At 60.9% G+C, this 18,178-nt stretch carries 18 protein-coding genes; 10 read left to right on the top strand and 8 right to left on the bottom strand.

Annotated elements, in window-relative coordinates; all coding sequences use genetic code 11:
- The first annotated feature begins 22 nt into the window (after positions 1-22).
- Positions 23-505, top strand: a complete 483-nt coding sequence (locus tag GA0061103_RS28615; RefSeq protein WP_092717364.1) for a low molecular weight protein-tyrosine-phosphatase — start codon at positions 23-25, stop codon at positions 503-505.
- Here the strand turns inward: GA0061103_RS28615 and thpR are convergent.
- Positions 436-1,032, bottom strand: coding sequence for an RNA 2',3'-cyclic phosphodiesterase (gene thpR / locus GA0061103_RS28610; protein WP_092717361.1), 597 nt, complete (start codon positions 1,030-1,032; stop codon positions 436-438). The two genes, GA0061103_RS28615 and thpR, sit on opposite strands and share 70 nt — an antisense overlap.
- A gap of 68 nt (positions 1,033-1,100) precedes the next feature.
- Complete coding sequence (locus GA0061103_RS28605; protein ID WP_092717358.1) at positions 1,101-1,751, bottom strand: arylesterase; 651 nt, start codon at positions 1,749-1,751, stop codon at positions 1,101-1,103.
- An 81-nt stretch (positions 1,752-1,832) separates the two neighbouring features.
- Here GA0061103_RS28605 and GA0061103_RS28600 point away from each other — a divergent pair, with 81 nt between their 5' ends.
- The 4 genes from GA0061103_RS28600 to GA0061103_RS28585 all read left to right on the top strand — a co-directional run bounded on the left by GA0061103_RS28600 (position 1,833) and on the right by GA0061103_RS28585 (position 6,699).
- Positions 1,833-2,543 (top strand): ABC transporter ATP-binding protein, encoded by a 711-nt coding sequence (locus tag GA0061103_RS28600; protein ID WP_092717356.1) that lies wholly within the window; start codon positions 1,833-1,835, stop codon positions 2,541-2,543.
- Positions 2,540-5,086 carry an ABC transporter permease gene (locus GA0061103_RS28595; RefSeq protein ID WP_092717353.1) on the top strand — a complete coding sequence of 849 codons (2,547 nt, stop codon included), beginning with the start codon at positions 2,540-2,542 and terminating at the stop codon, positions 5,084-5,086. Before GA0061103_RS28600 ends, GA0061103_RS28595 begins: the two co-directional genes overlap by 4 nt.
- A gap of 195 nt (positions 5,087-5,281) precedes the next feature.
- Entirely contained in the window at positions 5,282-6,022 is a 741-nt protein-coding gene (locus tag GA0061103_RS28590; protein ID WP_075853634.1) for a Bax inhibitor-1/YccA family protein, read from the top strand.
- A gap of 119 nt (positions 6,023-6,141) precedes the next feature.
- Positions 6,142-6,699: a GNAT family N-acetyltransferase gene (locus GA0061103_RS28585; RefSeq protein WP_092717350.1), complete on the top strand. Its 558-nt coding sequence runs from the start codon at positions 6,142-6,144 to the stop codon at positions 6,697-6,699.
- 251 nt (positions 6,700-6,950) lie between these two features.
- Here GA0061103_RS28585 and GA0061103_RS28580 read toward each other — a convergent pair whose 3' ends face one another.
- From GA0061103_RS28580 to acnA, 3 genes are all read right to left on the bottom strand, one after another.
- Positions 6,951-7,352 carry a DUF2794 domain-containing protein gene (locus GA0061103_RS28580; protein WP_092717347.1) on the bottom strand — a complete coding sequence of 134 codons (402 nt, stop codon included), beginning with the start codon at positions 7,350-7,352 and terminating at the stop codon, positions 6,951-6,953.
- Between the two features lie 359 nt (positions 7,353-7,711).
- The gene (locus GA0061103_RS28575) at positions 7,712-8,455 is read right to left on the bottom strand and encodes a DUF1223 domain-containing protein (protein ID WP_092717344.1); all 744 of its coding nucleotides are present in this window, start codon (positions 8,453-8,455) and stop codon (positions 7,712-7,714) included.
- A gap of 256 nt (positions 8,456-8,711) precedes the next feature.
- On the bottom strand, positions 8,712-11,402 hold the full coding sequence (acnA, locus tag GA0061103_RS28570) for an aconitate hydratase AcnA (RefSeq protein ID WP_092717341.1): 2,691 nt from the start codon (positions 11,400-11,402) through the stop codon (positions 8,712-8,714).
- Positions 11,403-11,664: 262 nt separating this feature from the next.
- Here acnA and ccmA point away from each other — a divergent pair, with 262 nt between their 5' ends.
- The 5 genes from ccmA to GA0061103_RS28545 all read left to right on the top strand — a co-directional run bounded on the left by ccmA (position 11,665) and on the right by GA0061103_RS28545 (position 15,028).
- On the top strand, positions 11,665-12,312 hold the full coding sequence (gene ccmA, locus GA0061103_RS28565) for a heme ABC exporter ATP-binding protein CcmA (RefSeq protein ID WP_092717338.1): 648 nt from the start codon (positions 11,665-11,667) through the stop codon (positions 12,310-12,312).
- A 331-nt stretch (positions 12,313-12,643) separates the two neighbouring features.
- Positions 12,644-13,303, top strand: a complete 660-nt coding sequence (ccmB, locus tag GA0061103_RS28560) for a heme exporter protein CcmB (protein ID WP_092717335.1) — start codon at positions 12,644-12,646, stop codon at positions 13,301-13,303.
- Between the two features lie 180 nt (positions 13,304-13,483).
- Positions 13,484-14,242, top strand: coding sequence for a heme ABC transporter permease (locus GA0061103_RS28555; RefSeq protein ID WP_092717332.1), 759 nt, complete (start codon positions 13,484-13,486; stop codon positions 14,240-14,242).
- 1 nt (position 14,243) lies between these two features.
- A complete protein-coding gene (gene ccmD / locus GA0061103_RS28550) occupies positions 14,244-14,417 on the top strand; it encodes a heme exporter protein CcmD (RefSeq protein ID WP_092717329.1) in 174 nt (57 codons plus the stop codon).
- Positions 14,414-15,028, top strand: coding sequence for a DsbE family thiol:disulfide interchange protein (locus GA0061103_RS28545; protein WP_092717327.1), 615 nt, complete (start codon positions 14,414-14,416; stop codon positions 15,026-15,028). The genes ccmD and GA0061103_RS28545 overlap by 4 nt, the downstream gene beginning before the upstream one ends.
- A 311-nt stretch (positions 15,029-15,339) precedes the next feature.
- Here the strand turns inward: GA0061103_RS28545 and GA0061103_RS28540 are convergent, their stop codons facing one another.
- From GA0061103_RS28540 to ftsY, 3 genes are read right to left on the bottom strand one after another with little or no spacing between them, the layout of a single operon-like run.
- Entirely contained in the window at positions 15,340-15,930 is a 591-nt protein-coding gene (locus GA0061103_RS28540; RefSeq protein ID WP_092717324.1) for a DUF2585 domain-containing protein, read from the bottom strand.
- Entirely contained in the window at positions 15,927-16,658 is a 732-nt protein-coding gene (locus tag GA0061103_RS28535; protein WP_092717321.1) for a septation protein A, read from the bottom strand. The genes GA0061103_RS28540 and GA0061103_RS28535 overlap by 4 nt, the downstream gene beginning before the upstream one ends.
- On the bottom strand, positions 16,655-18,172 hold the full coding sequence (gene ftsY, locus GA0061103_RS28530) for a signal recognition particle-docking protein FtsY (protein WP_092717318.1): 1,518 nt from the start codon (positions 18,170-18,172) through the stop codon (positions 16,655-16,657). The genes GA0061103_RS28535 and ftsY overlap by 4 nt, the downstream gene beginning before the upstream one ends.
- Positions 18,173-18,178: the final 6 nt, after the last annotated feature.

The raw sequence follows: 18,178 nt of genomic DNA, 5'->3' as shown, positions 1-18,178 counted from the left end.
TCTCTAGCGGTGAAACGATAGCATGGATCGCCACAGGATACTTTTCGTCTGCGCCGGCAATATCTGCCGATCGCCCCTCGCCGAAGGCATATTCAGGCATCTGGCTGATGACGCCGGCCGCGCCGGTGAATTCGAGATCGATTCGGCCGGCACCGGCGGCTGGCACCAGGGAGAGCGCCCGGATCGCCGCTCGATTGCGGTTGCGGCAGCCCATGGCATCGATATTTCAGCCCAGCGCGCCCGCCGCATCGAACCATCAGATTTCAGCCGGTTCGATCTGATCCTGGCGATGGATCAAGACAATTTGAAGAACTTGCGCAAGACAGCACCCGCAGACGCCCTCGGCAAGCTGCATCTCTTCAATGCCCTGGCGCTTGGCAGCAACAAGGATATTCCCGATCCCTATTACGGCAACCGCGAAGATTTCGAGGCTGTCTACACCATGCTCTTGGCTGGCTGCAGCGCATTGCTGCCCAAGGCCGGCAAGCTGCTGCGCGGCTCGTGAAGCGGGAAGATCTCTTCGGTGAGATAGGGACCGCCGCCAACCGATTCGCGCGACGAAAGAAGCACGAAGCGTCCGACCGTGAAGGGCTGGGTATAGAAATTGCCGCGGCCGGAGAGATAGTGCACGACATCGTCGACCCGCGAGGACTTCAGCCTGGCGAGCGTGACATGCGGCGTGAATTTACGGGGGTCAGGCTGCAGGCCGATACGCTGGCAGATGCGTTCGATCTCGCCCTGAAGGGCGAACATGTCAGGCGTCTGCGAGACCCCGGCCCAAACCGAATGCGGTTTCTTGGAGCCAAAGGAACCGATGCCCTCCAGCCGAAGCTGGAATTCAGGTCGATCTATCCGGTCCAGCCGGTCGACGATCTCATCCGCCGTGCGGCCATCGACATCGCCGATGAAGCGCAAAGTGATGTGATAATTTTCAACGTCGATCCACCTGGCTCCCGGGAGACCACCGCGCAACAATGACAGGCTCATGGCCGCATTGCGCGGAATTTCGAGGGCGGTAAAAAGTCTCGGCATGACGAGCACTCCCCGAATCTCTTGCAGGTATAGGTAGGGAATCACGCATTTGCAGTCGGTGCAAGCATCTATTTCGCACCTGCGTCAATCATCCCTACAAAACTCATAACAGCCGGCAACATATGCTCGACCATCACATCGACCCCTTTAGGGTTCGGATGCATCCCATCGGACAGCTGCAAATCCGCGTGCGTTGCCACGCCATCGAGGAAGAACGGATAGAGCGCGAGCTGGTATTTGTCGGCCAGCCGCTTGTAGATCGGGTTGAATTTATCGGCGTAGTCGCCCCCCATGTTCGGCGGCGCCAGCATGCCGACGAGAAGGATCGGGATCTTTCTGTCCTTCAACCGTTCGATCATCGTCTCGAGGTTCTTTTCCGTCTGCTCCGGCGGAATGCCGCGCAGCGCGTCGTTGGCGCCGAGTTCGAGGATGACACCATCCGTTCCGTCGGGCACCGACCAGTCGATACGCGAGAGCCCGCCCGATGTCGTATCGCCGGAAACGCCGGCATCGGCAACGGCAATATCGAGCCCCTTGGCCTTCAGCGCCGCCTCGAGCTTGGCGGGAAATCCGTCGCCGGGCGGCAGCTGATAGCCCGCCATCAAGCTGTCGCCGAAACCAACGAGCTGGATGGTCCGTGCATCGGCGCCATGAACCGCGCCAAACAAAAGACTGAAAGTGATGACAGCGAATTGAAGCGCAGCAACTTTAAAACCCATGATCCATTCCCTAAATTCGCTGCTCGGGCCAGTCGCGCCCGCCACTATCTCTGATGTTCTCTGATATATAGGGCGTTCGCATTGGCAAAAACCATCATCGAGCTGAAGAAGGCGGATTTGACGCTCGGCAACGCCGCCGCATCCGTCCATGTGCTGAAGGGCATCGATCTCACGATCATGGAAGGCGAGGCCGTCGGCATCGTCGGCCCCTCCGGTTCCGGCAAGTCGACCTTGCTCATGGTGCTGGCCGGCCTCGAAAAGCTCGACAGCGGCGAACTTGTGATCCGCGACACGCCCTTGCATAGCCTCAGCGAAGATCGCATCGCCGATTTCCGCGGCCGCAATATCGGCATCGTCTTCCAGTCCTTCCACCTGATTGCCAACATGACGGCGCTCGAAAATGTCGCGGTGCCGCTGGAGCTTGCCAACAACAGAGATGCCTTCGATATCGCGCGGCGAGAGCTGGAAGCGGTGGGACTGGGCGAGCGGCTCAATCACTATCCCGGCCAGCTTTCCGGCGGCGAGCAGCAGCGCGTGGCAATCGCCCGCGCGCTGGCGCCTTCGCCCGCCGTCCTGATCGCCGACGAACCGACAGGCAATCTCGACACCGATACCGGCCGGCAGATCGCCGACCTGCTCTTCGCCCAGCAGGTCGAACGTGGCACGACCATGCTGCTCGTCACCCATGACCCAGCGCTGGCCGCCCGCTGCTCGCGCCAGATCCGCGTCCGCTCCGGCGAAATCGAGAACGACAGCGCCCTCACCCGCGCCAGCCAGGCGGCGATGGCATGAGCGTGGCGGGATTGCGCCTGCCGCTCGCCTTCCGTTTAGCCATGCGCGAACTGCGCGGCGGCCTTGGCGGCTTCTACATCTTCCTCGCCTGCATTGCGCTTGGCACCGGCGCCATCGCCGCCGTCAATTCCGTTTCCCGTTCGATCACCGACGCGATCTCGACGCAGGGGCAATCCCTGCTGGCCGGGGACGTGCGCTTCGAGCTGCGCAATCGCGAGGCGACATCAGAGGAATTGGCCTATCTCCAGGGCCTCGGCAAGCTCTCGCGCTCCACCAACCTGCGCTCCATGTCCCGTCTGCCCGATGGCTCCGATCAGGCCCTGGTCGAGGTCAAGGCGGTGGATGACGCCTATCCGCTCTACGGCAGCTTCCAGGCCGATCCCAATCAGCCGCTGTCGACGCTGCTGGCCACCAAGGATGGAACCTATGGCGCGGTCGTGGCGCCGTTGCTGCTTGAGCGCCTGAACCTCAAGGTTGGCGGCGATCTGCTGCTGGGTAACGCCAAGCTCCGCATCACCGGCACCATCACAAATGAACCGGATGCCGTCTCCGAAGGCTTCGGCTTCGCCCCTCGCCTGCTCACAAGCCGCGATGCGCTCACCGCCGCCGGCCTGATTACGACGGGCAGCCTCGTCGAGCAGGCCTATCGCATTCGCATGGACGATCCAGCCGCCGGCCTGCGCAACATCGGCGATCGTGCCAATAGCGCCTTCCCGCAGGCGGGATGGTCGATCCGCACCAGCAGCCGCGCGGCGCCCGAGCTTGCCGACAACGTCACCCGCTTCTCGCAGTTCCTGACGCTGGTGGGATTGGCGGCGCTCATCGTCGGCGGCGTCGGCGTTGCCAATGCCGTGCGCGCCTTTCTCGATTCCAAGCGCACCACCATCGCCACCTTCAAGTGCCTGGGGGCGCCCGCCTTCGTCGTCGTACTGATCTATCTCATCCAGATCGCCCTCATCGCGCTCGCCGGTATCGTGGTCGGTCTTGTGCTCGGTGCGATCGCGCCGATGATCGCATCGCAATTCATGGCCGAATTCCTGCCGATTTCGACCGCGCCGACGCTCTATCCCGGAGCCTTGACGCTGGCCGCCCTCTTCGGCCTGCTGACGACGCTTGCCTTTGCCATTCCGCCGCTCGGCCATGCCCGCGAAGTGCCGGCAACCGCGCTGTTCCGTGAACAGGGCTTCGAAGCGCGCCGCCTACCCGGCTGGCCCTATCTGCTCGCCGCCGGCCTATTGATGGTGGCCCTGGCAGCCCTAGCGATTGTCACCGCCTACGACCGCTTTATCGCAGTCGTCTTCGTCGTCTCGATTGCGGGAGCTTTCGTCGTACTGCGCCTGGTGGCCGCCCTGCTCTCCTGGCTTGCCCGCCGCAGCCCGCGCATGCGCTCCCCCGCCCTGCGCCTGGCGATCGGCAACATCCACCGGCCGGGCGCGCTCACCTCTTCCGTCGTGCTCTCGCTCGGCCTCGGCCTGGCGTTGCTGGTCACCCTGACGCTGATCGACGGCAATATGCGCCGCGAGCTGATGGGCCGTATGAGCGAACAGGCACCCAACTTCTTCTTCGTCGACATTCAGGGACCGGAGCTCGAAGGCTTTCGCAAGATCGTGCTCGACATCGACCCCAAGGGCAAGCTCGTCGAGGCGCCGATGCTCCGCGGCCGGATCGTCGCCTTCAATGGCGAGGATGTCACCAAGATGAAGGTGCCAGCCGCAGGTCAATGGGTCCTGCGCGGCGACCGCGGCATCACCTATGCCGATACAGTGCCGGAAAACGCCTCGGTCACGGAAGGCAAATGGTGGGACAAGGATTATAGCGGCGAACCGCTGGTCTCCTTTTCCGAAGAGGAAGGCAAGGCGCTCGGCCTGAAACTCGGCGACAAGGTCACCGTCAACGTGCTTGGCCGTAACGTCACCGCCAAGATCGCCAGCTTCCGTAAGGTGCAATGGCAGTCGCTGTCGATCAATTTCGTGATGATCTTCTCGCCCAACACCTTCAAGGGCGCACCGCACGCCTGGCTCGCCACTCTGACGGATACCTCCGCCACATCGGAGCAGGAAGCGGCGATCCTGAGGAAAGTCACCAATACCTATCCGACCATAACAAGCGTCCGCGTTAAGGATGCACTCGATGTCGTCAACACGCTGGTCGGACAGCTGGCAACGGCCATCCGCTCCGCCGCTTCAGTGGCGTTGATTGCATCCGTACTGGTGCTGGCGGGGGCACTCGCCGCCGGCAACCGTGCCCGCACGCATGATGCCGTCATCCTCAAGACGCTCGGTGCGACGCGTGCAACATTGATCCGCGCCTTCAGCTACGAATATCTGATCCTGGGCGCCGCTACCGCCATCTTCGCGCTCATCGCCGGCTCCGCCTCCGCCTGGTATATCGTCAGCCGCATCATGCGCCTGCCGTCGGCCTTCCTGCCCGACGTCGCCTTCTCCACGCTGATTATCGCCCTGATTTTGACGGTCGGTATCGGCCTGATCGGTACTTGGCGGATTCTCGGGCAGAAAGCAGCGCCCGTTCTGCGCGAACTCTGATTCGTCTTTGCGCATTAACCGAACACGATGAATCGGCACGATATTACGCCGATTTAACATGGGGCCGACCGCTTGACCCTTGTCTATGAGGCCCGAAAGCCTCATATTCTGTGCAGGCATGCTGAGCTCCGCAGCGGCGCCTGGGCCTAGAAAGACCCGACACCGTAATCACATCGGAGCTTGAAAGAGGAAAACATGGCTGACTTTCGCAATTACCAAAACCGGGCGCAGAGCGGCGCGCAATCCGGTGCGATGATAGACGAAGGCCTTCGAGCCTACATGCTCAAGGTCTATAACCTGATGGCGCTGGGTCTGGCGATCACGGGTGTTGCCGCCTATCTCTCCTTCTCGCTCGCTTTCGCAAACGGACAGATCACGGCCTTCGGCCAGGCGATCTATCTGAGCCCGCTGAAGTGGGTGGTCATTCTCGCCCCGCTCGCAATGGTCTTCTTCCTGAGCTTCAGGATTAACCGCATGAGCGTGGCCGCCGCGACGACGACCTTCTGGGTCTACGCCGCGCTGGTGGGCCTGTCGCTGTCGTCGATCTTCATCATCTACACTGGCCAGAGCGTCGTGCAGACCTTCTTCGTGACCGCCGCCTCCTTCGGCGCGCTGTCGCTCTACGGCTACACGACGAAGCGTGACCTGTCGGCGATGGGTTCATTCCTGATGATGGGTCTCTTCGGCCTGATTATCGCGACGCTCGTCAACATCTTCCTGGCTTCGTCCGCCCTGCAGTTCGCCATCTCCGTGATCGGCGTCCTGATCTTCGCAGGCCTTACCGCCTACGACACGCAGCGGATCAAGGAAATGTACTACACCGCCGACGATGCGACCGTGGCCGGCCGCAAGGCGATCATGGGTGCCCTGTCGCTCTACCTCGACTTCATCAACCTGTTCATGTTCCTGCTGCAATTCATGGGCAACCGCCGTTAATCGCACGGCATGAATGAGATACGAAAAGGCGGCTTCGGCCGCCTTTTTTATTTGCTTGGGCACACGCCCTGCGATTTGATAGTTGCCGTCACAAATTCGCAGATCAGGCAATAGAAGCAATGTCCGTCAGCCTTCGCAGTGCAACCTCAGACGACCTTTCCCACATCACGGCAATCTATCGCGACTCCGTCCTGAACGGCACGGCGAGCTATGAGATCACGCCACCGAGTGAGGAAGAGATGGCGGCGCGCTTCCAGGCGATCTGCGACAAGGGCTACCCTTATCTCGTTGCGGAAGACGAGGCCCGCACCTTTCTCGGCTACGCCTATGCTTCCTCGTTCCGCACGCGGCCTGCCTATCGCTGGATGGTGGAGGACTCGATCTATCTGGCGCCGGAGGCCCGCGGTCGCGGCATCGGCAGGCTGCTGCTCGATGCGCTCGTCGAAAGCTGCCAAACGCTCGGCTTCCGCCAGATGATCGCCGTCATCGGCGGCGCCCATCCCGCCTCCGTCGCCGTGCATCGCGCCGCTGGCTTTACCGAAGCGGGGCTCTTGAAGGGCACCGGCTACAAGCATGGGCGCTGGCTGGATACGATGCTGATGCAGAAGGCGCTTGGGGACGGTGATCAGAACGATCCGGATCTGTCGGTCTATCCGGGGACGCTTTTTGGGGAGTAGATCTGCGCCCCTATTGAGCCTCTGATACCCCCTCTGCCGCTGTCGCGACATCTCCCCCACAAGGGGGGAGATTGTTGGGAGTATGACGCTCGTCTTTCCAAACCAATAACCTGCAGTTTCTGCAACCCCGATCTTCACTTTAGGCGCACGCGTGCCACAAGTTACCAATCTCCCCCCTTGTGGGGGAGATGTCACGAAGTGACAGAGGGGGGTGCCGCACTCGCCACAAGCGCGTAGCCAATGACGAGAAACTACTTCTCCACCAGCTTCAGCTGCTTGTCGAAAACCTTCAACACTTGGTTCAGGTCATGACCGCGTTTCAGGATCATGCCGTTGGTGTTGACGACGGAAAAGGCGCCCTGCTTGGCCGCAAGCTTCGGATTCTTTTCGATGCGGAAGAGCGGCATCTCGCCGGAGCGCTTGAAGACGGAGAAAACCGCCTTGTCCTTCAAGTGGTCGATGGCATAGTCGCGCCACTCGCCTTCGCCGACCATGCGGCCATAGATCCAGAGAATCGCATCCAGCTCCCGGCGATGAAAGGTCACCGGTAGCGGGTCCTTGCTCTGTTTGTATTCTCTGAGATCAACGACGACGGATGAATTGGTATCGACGGAACGGCTTTCACCGTGTCTCAAATCCGGCTGATCAGTCATCAATCCCCCAGGGGCTATCTCATGACAGGAGAATGACAGTTTGCCTCAGCCACATCAAATTGCAAGACGGCTGGCGGCTCACAATTTCTTTCCTGCGCCTGAAAGCATCGCGGCAGTGCCGCATTTCAAACAAAACGACGCCCAATTTACAGGAAGTATAGGGGGCCGTTTGGCGCCGCCGCGTCAAACGGCCCGGCCGGGGCGCTTCGATTAAACCCCAGCCCCGAATGCGTCCTCGCCGGGCACCTCCCCTTTTTGGCGCTAGCCAAAATAGGGACCCCTTTTTGGCATCAGCCCAAATAGGGAGCCTTTTCGGTCCGAACAGAAATGAAAGACCTCCGGCAAAGCTGGAAAACCGCTCAGCCGTCCGAGCCGACCGTCAGAACAGTCGCCCCGAGAATAGCAGCCGGATCGCCCGAAGATGTCGACGACTGCAGCAGGATCGCGAGGCCGCGCCGGCCGGCCTTATCCAGCACGGTCGACGGCAGCACGAGGCTCATGGCCTTGCCGTCCCACATGCCGACTGTTTCGACGTCGGATACCGCGTGCATGTACGCGATCTGCTGGCCGTTGTTTTCGCCGCCCTTCGGAGCCACCATCTGCTCCTTGTCAAAATAGACGGCAACGACATTCGCCTTGCCCTGCCCGGCGCCGATCTTGATCTCGAGCTCGTCGCCCTTCATGACAGCATTCACCGGAACCGTCAGCCCCTCGCCAAGGCGCTGGAAATCATCGAGCTTGACGTTGATGGCATCGAGATCGGCACCGTTCATGTGATCCCTGCCATTGACGATCGCCTGCGGCGTATAGACGCCGCTGCGCCCCATCGTGCGGGCATAGGCATATTGGCGCGCCGTATTGTCCTTGGACGCCATCGTATCGTTCCAGCCGAGATAGTTCCAATAATCGACGTGATAGGCGAGCGCCACGACATTGCCCTGGCGGATCAGCTTGCGGAACGCCGCATCGGCGGGAGGACAGGAAGCACAGCCCTGCGAGGTGAAGAGTTCGACGACGCCCTTGATCTTCGCAGCCTCCTGCGCATGCAGCGAACTTGCGAGCGCAATGCCTGCCAGAAGTGGAGCCAAAAACCGAAGGCGCATTCTATCTTACCTCTGCATCCAATCTTGAGCGCCGCTGCCTGCACGGGCTCTGCAATATCAACGCTTCTTGGGGCGACCAGGCCACATCAAGCCCGAAAAATCTGAAACAAGAGATAATAGTTTAACGCGATGACGCAAAGTCACGATGGGGTGAGACCGAAGTGAGCTGGAAGTCTCGCCATACACATCACCGTGAAAAACAAGAGGCCGCCGGAAGAGTTTTCCGGCGGCCTCCCATAACAGCGTTTAATGCCTATCAGGCAGCGAGATCGCGCAGAACGGTCTGCAGGATACCGCCATTGTTGACGTAGACGACCTCATCCAGCGTATCGATACGGCAGATGATCGGAATGTCCTTCACCGTGCCGTCGCCATAGGTGACCTTGGCGATCTTGCGCTCGCGCGGCTTGATATCAGCTAGGCCTTCGATGGTGACGAGTTCGTCGCCCTTCAGGCCGAGGCTGGCCCAGGTGGTGCCGTCCTCGAAAACGAAGGGGATGACGCCCATGCCAACGAGGTTCGAGCGGTGGATACGCTCGAAGGACTGGGCGATCACGGCGCGTACGCCGAGCAGGTTCGTGCCCTTTGCAGCCCAGTCGCGCGACGAGCCGTTGCCGTATTCGACGCCGGCGAAGATGACGAGCGGAACGCCCTCGGCCTTGTACTGCATGGCCGCATCGTAGATCGACGTCTCTTCCTTGGACGGATAGTGGATGGTGTAGCCACCTTCCTTGCCGTTCGGGCCGAGCATGTGGTTGCGGATGCGGATGTTGGCAAACGTGCCACGCATCATGACTTCATGGTTGCCGCGGCGCGTGCCGTATTGGTTGAAGTCGGCAACGCCGACGCCATGACCGATGAGGTATGCACCGGCCGGCGAGGCAGCCTTGATCGAACCGGCCGGGGAAATGTGGTCGGTGGTGATCTTGTCGCCGAAGAGGCCGAGAACGCGAGCGCCCTTGATGTCGGAAACGCCGGCGCCCTTCTTGCCCATGCCCACGAAGTAAGGCGGGTTCTGCACGTAGGTCGAGTTGTCGTCCCAGGCATAGGTCTGGCCCGGAGGAACCTGCACAGCCTGCCAGTTGGCATCGCCCTTGAAGACGTCGGCATACTTGCTCTCGTAGAGCTCGCGGGTGACGTACTTCTGGATGAACTCCTGAACCTCGTGCGAGGTCGGCCAGATGTCCTTGAGGTAGACCGGCTTGCCGTTCTGGTCTTCACCGATCGGCTCCTTCGTCAGGTCGAGCTGCACCGAGCCGGCGAGCGCATAGGCGACGACGAGCGGCGGCGAAGCCAGGTAGTTGGCCTGGACGTCAGGCGAGATACGGCCTTCGAAGTTGCGGTTGCCGGAGAGCACGCCCGATACGATCAGGCCCTTGTCGTTGATCGTCTTGGAGATCGGCGCCGGCAACGGGCCGGAATTACCGATGCAGGTGGTGCAGCCGAAGCCAACCAGGTTGAAGCCAAGCTTGTCGAGATCGGCCTGCAGGCCGGACTTGGCAAGATATTCGCCGACGACCTGAGATCCCGGTGCCAACGACGTCTTGACCCACGGCTTGGTCTTCAGGCCCTTGGCAACGGCGTTGCGGGCGAGAAGGCCGGCAGCGATCAGCACCGACGGGTTGGAGGTGTTGGTGCAGGAGGTGATCGCAGCAATGGCGACGTCACCATGGCCGATATCGAAATCCGTGCCTTCGACCGCATAGCGGTTGGAGAGCTGGCCGGGCTTCTTGTATTCGGTTTCCAGCGAGGTGGCGAAGCCGGAAGCGATGTTTTCGAGCGCGATGCGGCCTTCCGGACGCTTCGGGCCGGCCATCGACGGCACGACGTCGCCAAGGTCGAGTTCCAGCGTGTCGGTGAAGACGAGGTCGGAGCCGTCATTGTCACGCCACATGCCCTGAGCCTTGGAATAGGCTTCAACGAGCGCGATGCGGTCCTTGGCGCGGCCGGACATGTTGAGGTAGTTCAGCGTTTCCTTGTCGACCGGGAAGAAGCCGCAGGTCGCGCCGTATTCCGGACCCATGTTGCCGATGGTGGCGCGGTCGGCGAGCGGCATGTTGTCGAGGCCGGGGCCGAAGAATTCGACGAACTTGGAAACGACGCCCTTCTTGCGCAGCATCTGCACGACGGTCAGCACGAGGTCGGTCGCGGTGACGCCTTCCTTGAGCTTGCCGGTCAGCTTGAAGCCGATGACTTCCGGAAGCAGCATGGAGACCGGCTGGCCGAGCATGGCGGCTTCAGCCTCGATACCGCCCACACCCCAGCCGAGAACGCCGAGGCCGTTGATCATCGTCGTGTGCGAATCGGTGCCGACGCAGGTGTCGGGATAGGCGATCGTTTCGCCGTCTTCTTCCTTCGTCCAGACGGTCTGGCCGAGGTACTCGAGATTGACCTGGTGACAGATGCCGGTGCCGGGGGGGACGACGCGGAAGTTCTTGAATGCCTGCTGACCCCACTTCAGGAAACGGTAGCGCTCGCCGTTGCGCTGGTATTCCAGCTCAACGTTGCGGGCGAAAGCCTGCGGCGTGCCGAATTCGTCGACGATGACGGAGTGGTCGATGACGAGGTCGACGGGAACCAGCGGGTTGATCTTTTCCGGATCGCCGCCGAGGGAGACCATGGCGTCGCGCATGGCAGCAAGGTCGACAACAGCGGGAACGCCGGTGAAGTCCTGCATCAGCACGCGCGCCGGGCGATAGGCGATTTCGTTCTCGACGGTGCCCTTGTTGGTCAGCCATTCGGCGACGCCAAGGATATGTTCCTTCGTGACCGACTGCCCGTCTTCAAAACGCAGCAGGTTTTCCAGCAGCACCTTCATGGAGTAAGGCAGCTTGGAAACGCCGGGCAGACCATTGGCCTCGGCCTTGGGCAGGCTGAAATAGACATAGTCTTTTCCGCCCACGGTCAGCGTGGAACGACAATTGAAACTGTCAAGAGATTTAGACACGAGATACCCCGTTTCTGATAGCCAACACAGTCGTGCGAACGCCTATGCACTTTATGCACATCAGGATGCGGGTACGGCCATTTCCGCTGTCCGCACGTAAGGAAAATACCTTAAGTTCGGCGCAAGGATTGAATTCACGCCGACCGCTGGCGTGGTTGCAGGTCTTATAGATAATTTCGTAAAGACTTGCCAGAGTGACAAAGCGCAAATTTGGACAATTTTTTGCGCGTTGCAGCAACGAAAACGGGGAAAGCCTGAGCGAATGCATCTAAGCGCTGAAAATCTGGCGGCAAGGCGGGGCGAAGACCTGATTTTCTTGAATGTTTCCTTCAACTTGACCGCTGGCGACGCACTCGTTCTGACGGGGCGCAACGGGTCGGGAAAATCGACGCTTCTGCGCGTTGTGGCGGGCCTTCTACGGCCGGAAAAAGGCACTGTCACATTCAACGGAAATGACGGCGAATCGGGCCGGCCTGCCGGCGAAGCCAGCCACTATCTCGGCCATCGCAATGCAATGAAATCCGAGCTGACTGTCGCCGAAAATCTGACCTTCTGGAAAACATTCCTCGGTGATATGCCGGGCGGCTTCGGTCTTGATGTCGATGAGGCCGTCGGTGCCGTCGGACTTGCCGGCATCACGCACCTGCCCTTCGGCTACCTCTCCGCCGGCCAGCAGCGGCGAATCGCTTTCGCCAAACTTCTCGTCGCCTATCGCCCGATCTGGATCCTCGACGAACCGACGGCGGCATTGGACAGCTCAGCGGATCAACTCTTTGCGGATCTGATTACAACCCATCAGAAGAATGGCGGGGTTGTGCTTGCTGCGACGCACCAGCCGCTGGGGCTGGAGAATGTGCAGGAGATGCGGATGACGGGATTTGCAGGGGTGAACGAGGGGGTGTGGGGATGATGTCGAGTTTGCCGAGCCTGCGATGCCACCCTCTGTCCTTTCGGAAAAACTCATCGCTGCGCGATGAGTTACCCCCCTCTGTCACTTTCGTGACATCTCCCCCACAAGGGGGGAGATTATGGGCCGCAGCTACATGCCCAAAGCAACTTCGATATGATCTGCGGGTACTGCAAGCCATTGTTCGGCGCCGGCTGAGCAACGAACTACCGATCTCCCCCCTTGTGGGGGAGATGCCCCAACGGGGCAGAGGGGGGTGGCGAGAAGCAAACGCTTCTCGCGCCTTGAGCCAGGCGAAAGGCAATTCGCCGACTCACTTTGAAAGCTATTTCCCATGACCGCCCTCTTCCTCCGCGACCTCAGACTTTCGGTCCGCGCCGGCGGCGGAGCATTGATCGGCATTCTCTTCTTCCTCACCGTTGTCGCCGTCATTCCCTTCGGCGTTGGCCCCGACCTCAAGCTTCTCTCGCGCATCGGCCCGGCCATCGTCTGGATCGGCGCGCTGCTCGCAAGCCTGCTCGGCCTCGACCGGCTGTTCCAGGCCGAGCGCGACGACGGTTCGCTCGATCTGCTCGTCATGCAGGAAACGCCGCTGGTCCTCACCGTTTTCATCAAATGCGCAGCGCATTGGGTGGCGACCGGCCTGCCCCTCGTCATCGCCTCGCCACTGCTCGGTCTCTTTATGAATATGAGCGAGACGGCAATCGGTGCGACGGCGCTCACCCTGCTCGTCGGCTCGCCGGCCATCACCTTCATCGGCGCCGTCGGCGCCGCCGTCGCCGTGGCGTTGCCGCGCGGCGGGCTGCTCGTTTCCATTCTCGTCCTGCCGCTCACCATTCCCGTGCTGATCTTCGGCGTCAGCGCCACCTATGCCGCCGTCGAGGGACCGCAACCCTTCCTGCCGCCGTTCCTGATATTGATCGCGCTCACGCTGTTCTTCGCAGTCATCGGCCCGGCCGCCGCTGCCCTTGCCCTCAGGAACACGACTGATTGATCGGAGCAATTCCAGGAAAAATGCGAAGCGGTTTTCCGCCCGGAATTGCGCAATAACAAGAGGGTAGAGCGTTTTCGCGGCTCGAAGAAAAGCGGAAAGGCTCTAACGGTGATACTGTTTCGTCTATCCGAGGCAACGCGGTCGATTGCCGGAAAAGCCATATCAGGTTAAACAAGCCGCATGAGCGATATCACTGCGATCAGCCGATTTTCCGACCTCGCCAACCCCACGCGGTTTCTGGCCCTTTCGGCGCGTCTCATTCCCTGGCTGGCTGTCATCTCGGCCGTGCTTTTCGCGATCGGTCTCTATCTCTCCTTTACGACCGAGGGCGACTACCAGCAGGGCGATACCGTCCGCATCATGTATATCCACGTTCCCGCCGCCTGGCTGTCGATGATGTGCTACACGATCATGAGCATGTCGGCGATCGGCACACTGGTCTGGCGCCATCCGCTCGCCGACGTCGCCGGCAAGACCGCCGCCCCGCTCGGCGCCGCCTTCACGCTGATCGCACTGGTCACCGGCTCGCTTTGGGGCAAGCCGATGTGGGGCACCTATTGGGTCTGGGATGCGCGGCTGACCTCGGTCTTCATCCTTTTCCTGATGTATCTCGGCCTGATCGCGCTCAACCGCGCCATGGACGATCCGTCGAAGGCCGCCCGCGTCGCCTCCGTGCTGACGCTGGTCGGCTTCATCAATATCCCGATCATCAAGTTCTCGGTGGACTGGTGGAACACGCTGCATCAGTCGGAAAGCATCATGCGCATGGATGGCCCGGCCATCGACGCCGAATTCCTCTGGCCGCTCTTCGTGATGGCGCTCGCCTTCACACTGCTGTTCTTCACGCTGCACCTGATGGCGATCCGCAACGAAATCTGGCGCCGCCGCATCGCGACGCAGCGCCGCATGGCCGCGCGCATGGCGAGCCGCGAGGAATAGCATGTCGCATCCCTTCTACGTCTTCGGCTCCTACGGCTTTGCAGCTTTCATGATCCTCGCCATCATCGCCTGGATCTGGATCGACGGACGCCTGCGCCGTCGCGAACTTGCGGCACTAGACGCCTCCGGCATCCGCCGCCGTTCGCAGCGCGCAGCTGAAAGCGAAACGAAATGACTGTGGATACCGATAATAAGGACCAGCCGAAATCGAGCAGCGGCACCGCGCGCTATCTGCTGGCGCTGATCCCGCTTGTCGTCTTTGCCTGCATCGCCTTTGCCGTCGGCAAGGTCATGTATGACCAGGAAGTGCACGGCACCGACATATCGGCCATCCCTTCCGCCCTGATCGGCACCAAGGCACCCAAGCTCGCCCTGCCGCCGCTTGCAGGCTCCAACCTGCCGGCGCTGACCGATGACGCCATCAAGGGCAAGCTGACGCTCGTCAACGTCTTCGCCTCCTGGTGCATTCCGTGCCGCGACGAGCATCCGGTGCTGAAGGAACTCGCCAAGAGCGGTCAGCTCAACATCGTCGCAATCAACTACAAGGATACGAGCGAGAACGCGCTCCGCTTCCTCGGCGAACTTGGCAATCCCTACAACGCCATCGGCATCGACCCCAACGGCTCCGCCGCCATCGACTGGGGTGTATACGGCATCCCGGAATCCTACCTCGTCTCCCCCGACGGCACGATCCTCTACAAGCAGGTCGGTCCGTTTACGCCGACCAGCCTGAAGGAAGGGCTCTATCCGGCGATAGCGAAGGCTCTGGGGAAACCGGCAGCCTAAATGCCTGGCTTCATCGAAGCGTAACCACCCGCCCTCGTGGTTCGAGGCTCCAGCCCTGCGGGTCTTCGCACCTCACCATGAGGACTAATCGCTGCACCGCGCCGCTAGAGCGCTTCCGCTTTTCTTCGAATCGCGGAAACGCTCTAACCTTTTGTTTCTACGCAATTCCGGACGGAAAACCTCTATGCACTTTTCCTAGAATTGCTCTAAGGTCGCTCCACCTCATGGTGAGGTGCCTTGTTGCCGACGCGATAGCGGCGGAAGCAAGGCCTCGAACCACGAGATGGCCACGGAGCCAGCCTCAAATCCTCTCAAATCCCGCCCTGCCAGGTCTTGACCGCCTCGACCGGCCAGACCAGCATCAGCACGTTGAGCGTGAGATTATCGCGGATCAGATAGCCGGTGAGCAGCTCAAAGAAGATGGCGATGGCGATCGTCACCACGACCGGCGCACGCCAGGCAAACAGGAAGCCGACCACCATGAACACGGCGTCCATCGACGAATTGAGGATGCTGTCGCCGATATAATCGAGCGAGATCGTCGCCGCGCGGTAGCGATTGATGATGATCGGCGAGTTTTCCAGAATTTCCCAGCCGGACTCGATCAGCATGGCCACGAAGAGACGCATCGACAGCGGCTTGCGGCGCATGATCAGATGCGTGAGCCCGAAGAAGAGGAAGCCGTGGATGATATGCGACGGCGTGTACCAATCGGCGATATGCTGCGAGTTGCCGCTGGATTTGACGACCGGCTCGAAAAGTTTGACGTAGCCGCAGGTGCAGATCGGCACGCGGCCCATCATATATTCGGTCACGATCTGCACGAGCAGAACGACGGCGCAGGCGATGAACCAGAAACTTTGCTGCCGGTATCGGCTTTGGGCGTCGATGGCGTCGCTCATTTACCGTTTTCCGCCGGCTGTTCGACCGTGTGCTTCATGATCAGCGGCATCTGCGAGAGGGTGAAGATAATCGTGATCGGCATCGTCGCCCACACCTTGAAGTTCACCCAGAGATCGTCCGCCGCCTTGGCATCGGGCAAATAGTACCAGTTCGAGCCGCGCCAGACGACTTCGTTGAGCACGGCCAGAACGAAGAAGAAGATGCCCCAACGCAGCGTCAGCTTGCGCCAGCCCTCGGCATCCAGCTGGAAGGCGGCGTTGAAGACATAGCCGAGCAGCGACTTGCCGAAGGCAAGGCCGCCGAGCAGCGCGACGCCGAACAGCGCATTGACGATGGTCGGCTTCATCTTGATGAAGGTTTCATTCTGCAAGTAGATGCCGAGCGCGCCGAAGATGACGACCACGATGCCGGAGACGAAGGGCATCAGCGGCAGATGGCCGAGCATCACTTTCGAGACGACGAGTGAGATCACCGTCGCAGCCATGAACAGGCCGGTGGCGACGAAGAGCGGACCGCCGAGCGCTGCCAGCTGCGGGAAATGCTGCACCAGCCAGTCGCCGCGCAGATTGCCGAAGAAGAACACCAGCAAAGGCCCGAGTTCCAGCACCAACTTCAGCATCGGATGGTGTTTGTCGGCGGCACTTGGGGTGAGATCGCTGTCGCTGGTCGTCATTGCGGCACTTTCCCTGTCATCAAATTTGTCATCGAGTTTGTTCTTGTCGTTCATTGGCCGTTTCCAGCCCCCGTGCCGGCAATGGCATTGGCGAAATCCTCGGCCTCGAATGGCTCGAGATCGTCTACACCCTCGCCGACACCAATGAAATAGACCGGCAGCTTGTGCTTGGCCGAGATAGCGACAAGGATGCCGCCGCGCGCGGTGCCGTCAAGCTTAGTCATGATCAGTCCGTTGACGCCGGCGACATTGCGGAAGATTTCCACCTGGTTCAAGGCATTCTGGCCCGTGGTCGCGTCCAGCGTCTGCAGCACGGTATGCGGCGCATCCGGATCAAGCTTGCCGAGCACGCGCACGATCTTTTCGAGCTCGGCCATCAGCTCCGCCTTGTTCTGCAGGCGGCCGGCGGTATCGATGATCAAAACGTCGCTCTTGTTGGCCTTAGCCTGCTGGAAGGCATCGAAGGCAAGGCCGGCAGCATCCGCGCCGAGCTTGGTGCCGATGAATTCCGACTTGGTGCGGTCGGCCCAGATCTTCAATTGCTCGATAGCCGCGGCACGGAATGTATCGCCGGCAGCGACCATGACCTTCAAACCTGCGCCGGAGAGTTTTGCCGCCAGCTTGCCGATGGTCGTCGTCTTGCCCGTGCCGTTGACGCCGACCACGAGAATGACATGCGGCTTGTGGCTGAGATCGAGCTGCAAGGGCTTGGCGACCGGCTTCAAAACCTTGGCGATTTCCTGCGCCATGATGCGGCCGACGTCTTCGCTTGTGACGTCCTTGCCATAGCGCTCAGAGGCCAGCGTATCCGTGACCCGCATCGCCGTCTCGACGCCAAGATCGGCCTGGATCAACAGATCCTCCAGATCCTGCAGCGTCTGATCGTCGAGCTTGCGCTTGGTGAAGAGCGCCGCGATCTGGCCGGTGAGCTGCGACGAGGTGCGCGCAAGCCCGGCGCGCAGGCGCTGGAACCAGGAGAGCTTTTGCTTGGGGGCTTCAGGAATGGGGCTTGGAGCGGAGGCCGCGGTGGAGAAGCCCTTGGGGAGGATGGGAGCTTGGGCTGAGGTTTCGGTGTTTTCGGAGGCCGCTTCAGAGTCTTTCGACGATAGTTCCGAACTTGCTGGAACTGCGTCACCCCCCTCTGTCCTGTCGGACATCTCCCCCACAAGGGGGGAGATCGGTTCGGAGGATGCTTCCCCTGAAACCACATTGGTTTCTGTAGCAGTGGATCGTTCCGACTCAACCGCCTGCTCTTCCGCAGCCTGCGTCTTCGTATCAGGTTCAACGAAAGCAACTGGCTCTACGACCTGCTCAGCCTTTAGCTCTTGCTCGGCCGGCGCCTCGCTCTCCAAGCGATCTCCCCCCGTGTGGGGGAGATGTCCCGAAGGGACAGAGGGGGGTGCCGAGGCCTCCGCAGGTTCGGAAGCCGGCGAAGCATCTACAAGAGGCGGCACCTCCTGCTCTACAACGGGCGCTTCTACCCGAGCCAAATCCTCCACAGGCGCCTGCTCTTCAGCCGGCTTTTCACGGCCGAAGGTGAAGACTTTTTTGATGAAACCGAGCGCCATGAAATG

Source organism: Martinezella multihospitum (assembly GCF_900094585.1).
Taxonomy (GTDB): domain Bacteria; phylum Pseudomonadota; class Alphaproteobacteria; order Rhizobiales; family Rhizobiaceae; genus Rhizobium; species Rhizobium multihospitium.
The sequence above is the reverse complement of the archived record's forward strand: the minus strand, read 5'-3'. Positions and strand labels throughout refer to the sequence as shown.

Excerpts from the sequence above, each read along its gene's own strand:
- GA0061103_RS28575 (WP_092717344.1), bottom strand. The coding sequence starts at position 8,455 with ATGCGCCTTCGGTTTTTGGCTCCACTTCTGGCAGGCATTGCGCTCGCA.
- GA0061103_RS28605 (WP_092717358.1), bottom strand. The coding sequence starts at position 1,751 with ATGGGTTTTAAAGTTGCTGCGCTTCAATTCGCTGTCATCACTTTCAGT.
- ftsY (WP_092717318.1), bottom strand. The coding sequence starts at position 18,172 with ATGGCGCTCGGTTTCATCAAAAAAGTCTTCACCTTCGGCCGTGAAAAG.
- GA0061103_RS28545 (WP_092717327.1), top strand. The coding sequence starts at position 14,414 with ATGACTGTGGATACCGATAATAAGGACCAGCCGAAATCGAGCAGCGGC.
- GA0061103_RS28555 (WP_092717332.1), top strand. The coding sequence starts at position 13,484 with ATGAGCGATATCACTGCGATCAGCCGATTTTCCGACCTCGCCAACCCC.
- GA0061103_RS28590 (WP_075853634.1), top strand. The coding sequence starts at position 5,282 with ATGGCTGACTTTCGCAATTACCAAAACCGGGCGCAGAGCGGCGCGCAA.
- GA0061103_RS28580 (WP_092717347.1), bottom strand. The coding sequence starts at position 7,352 with ATGACTGATCAGCCGGATTTGAGACACGGTGAAAGCCGTTCCGTCGAT.
- GA0061103_RS28595 (WP_092717353.1), top strand. The coding sequence starts at position 2,540 with ATGAGCGTGGCGGGATTGCGCCTGCCGCTCGCCTTCCGTTTAGCCATG.
- GA0061103_RS28535 (WP_092717321.1), bottom strand. The coding sequence starts at position 16,658 with ATGAACGACAAGAACAAACTCGATGACAAATTTGATGACAGGGAAAGT.
- GA0061103_RS28585 (WP_092717350.1), top strand. The coding sequence starts at position 6,142 with ATGTCCGTCAGCCTTCGCAGTGCAACCTCAGACGACCTTTCCCACATC.
- GA0061103_RS28615 (WP_092717364.1), top strand. The coding sequence starts at position 23 with ATGGATCGCCACAGGATACTTTTCGTCTGCGCCGGCAATATCTGCCGA.
- ccmD (WP_092717329.1), top strand. The coding sequence starts at position 14,244 with ATGTCGCATCCCTTCTACGTCTTCGGCTCCTACGGCTTTGCAGCTTTC.
- ccmB (WP_092717335.1), top strand. The coding sequence starts at position 12,644 with ATGACCGCCCTCTTCCTCCGCGACCTCAGACTTTCGGTCCGCGCCGGC.
- ccmA (WP_092717338.1), top strand. The coding sequence starts at position 11,665 with ATGCATCTAAGCGCTGAAAATCTGGCGGCAAGGCGGGGCGAAGACCTG.
- GA0061103_RS28540 (WP_092717324.1), bottom strand. The coding sequence starts at position 15,930 with ATGAGCGACGCCATCGACGCCCAAAGCCGATACCGGCAGCAAAGTTTC.
- thpR (WP_092717361.1), bottom strand. The coding sequence starts at position 1,032 with ATGCCGAGACTTTTTACCGCCCTCGAAATTCCGCGCAATGCGGCCATG.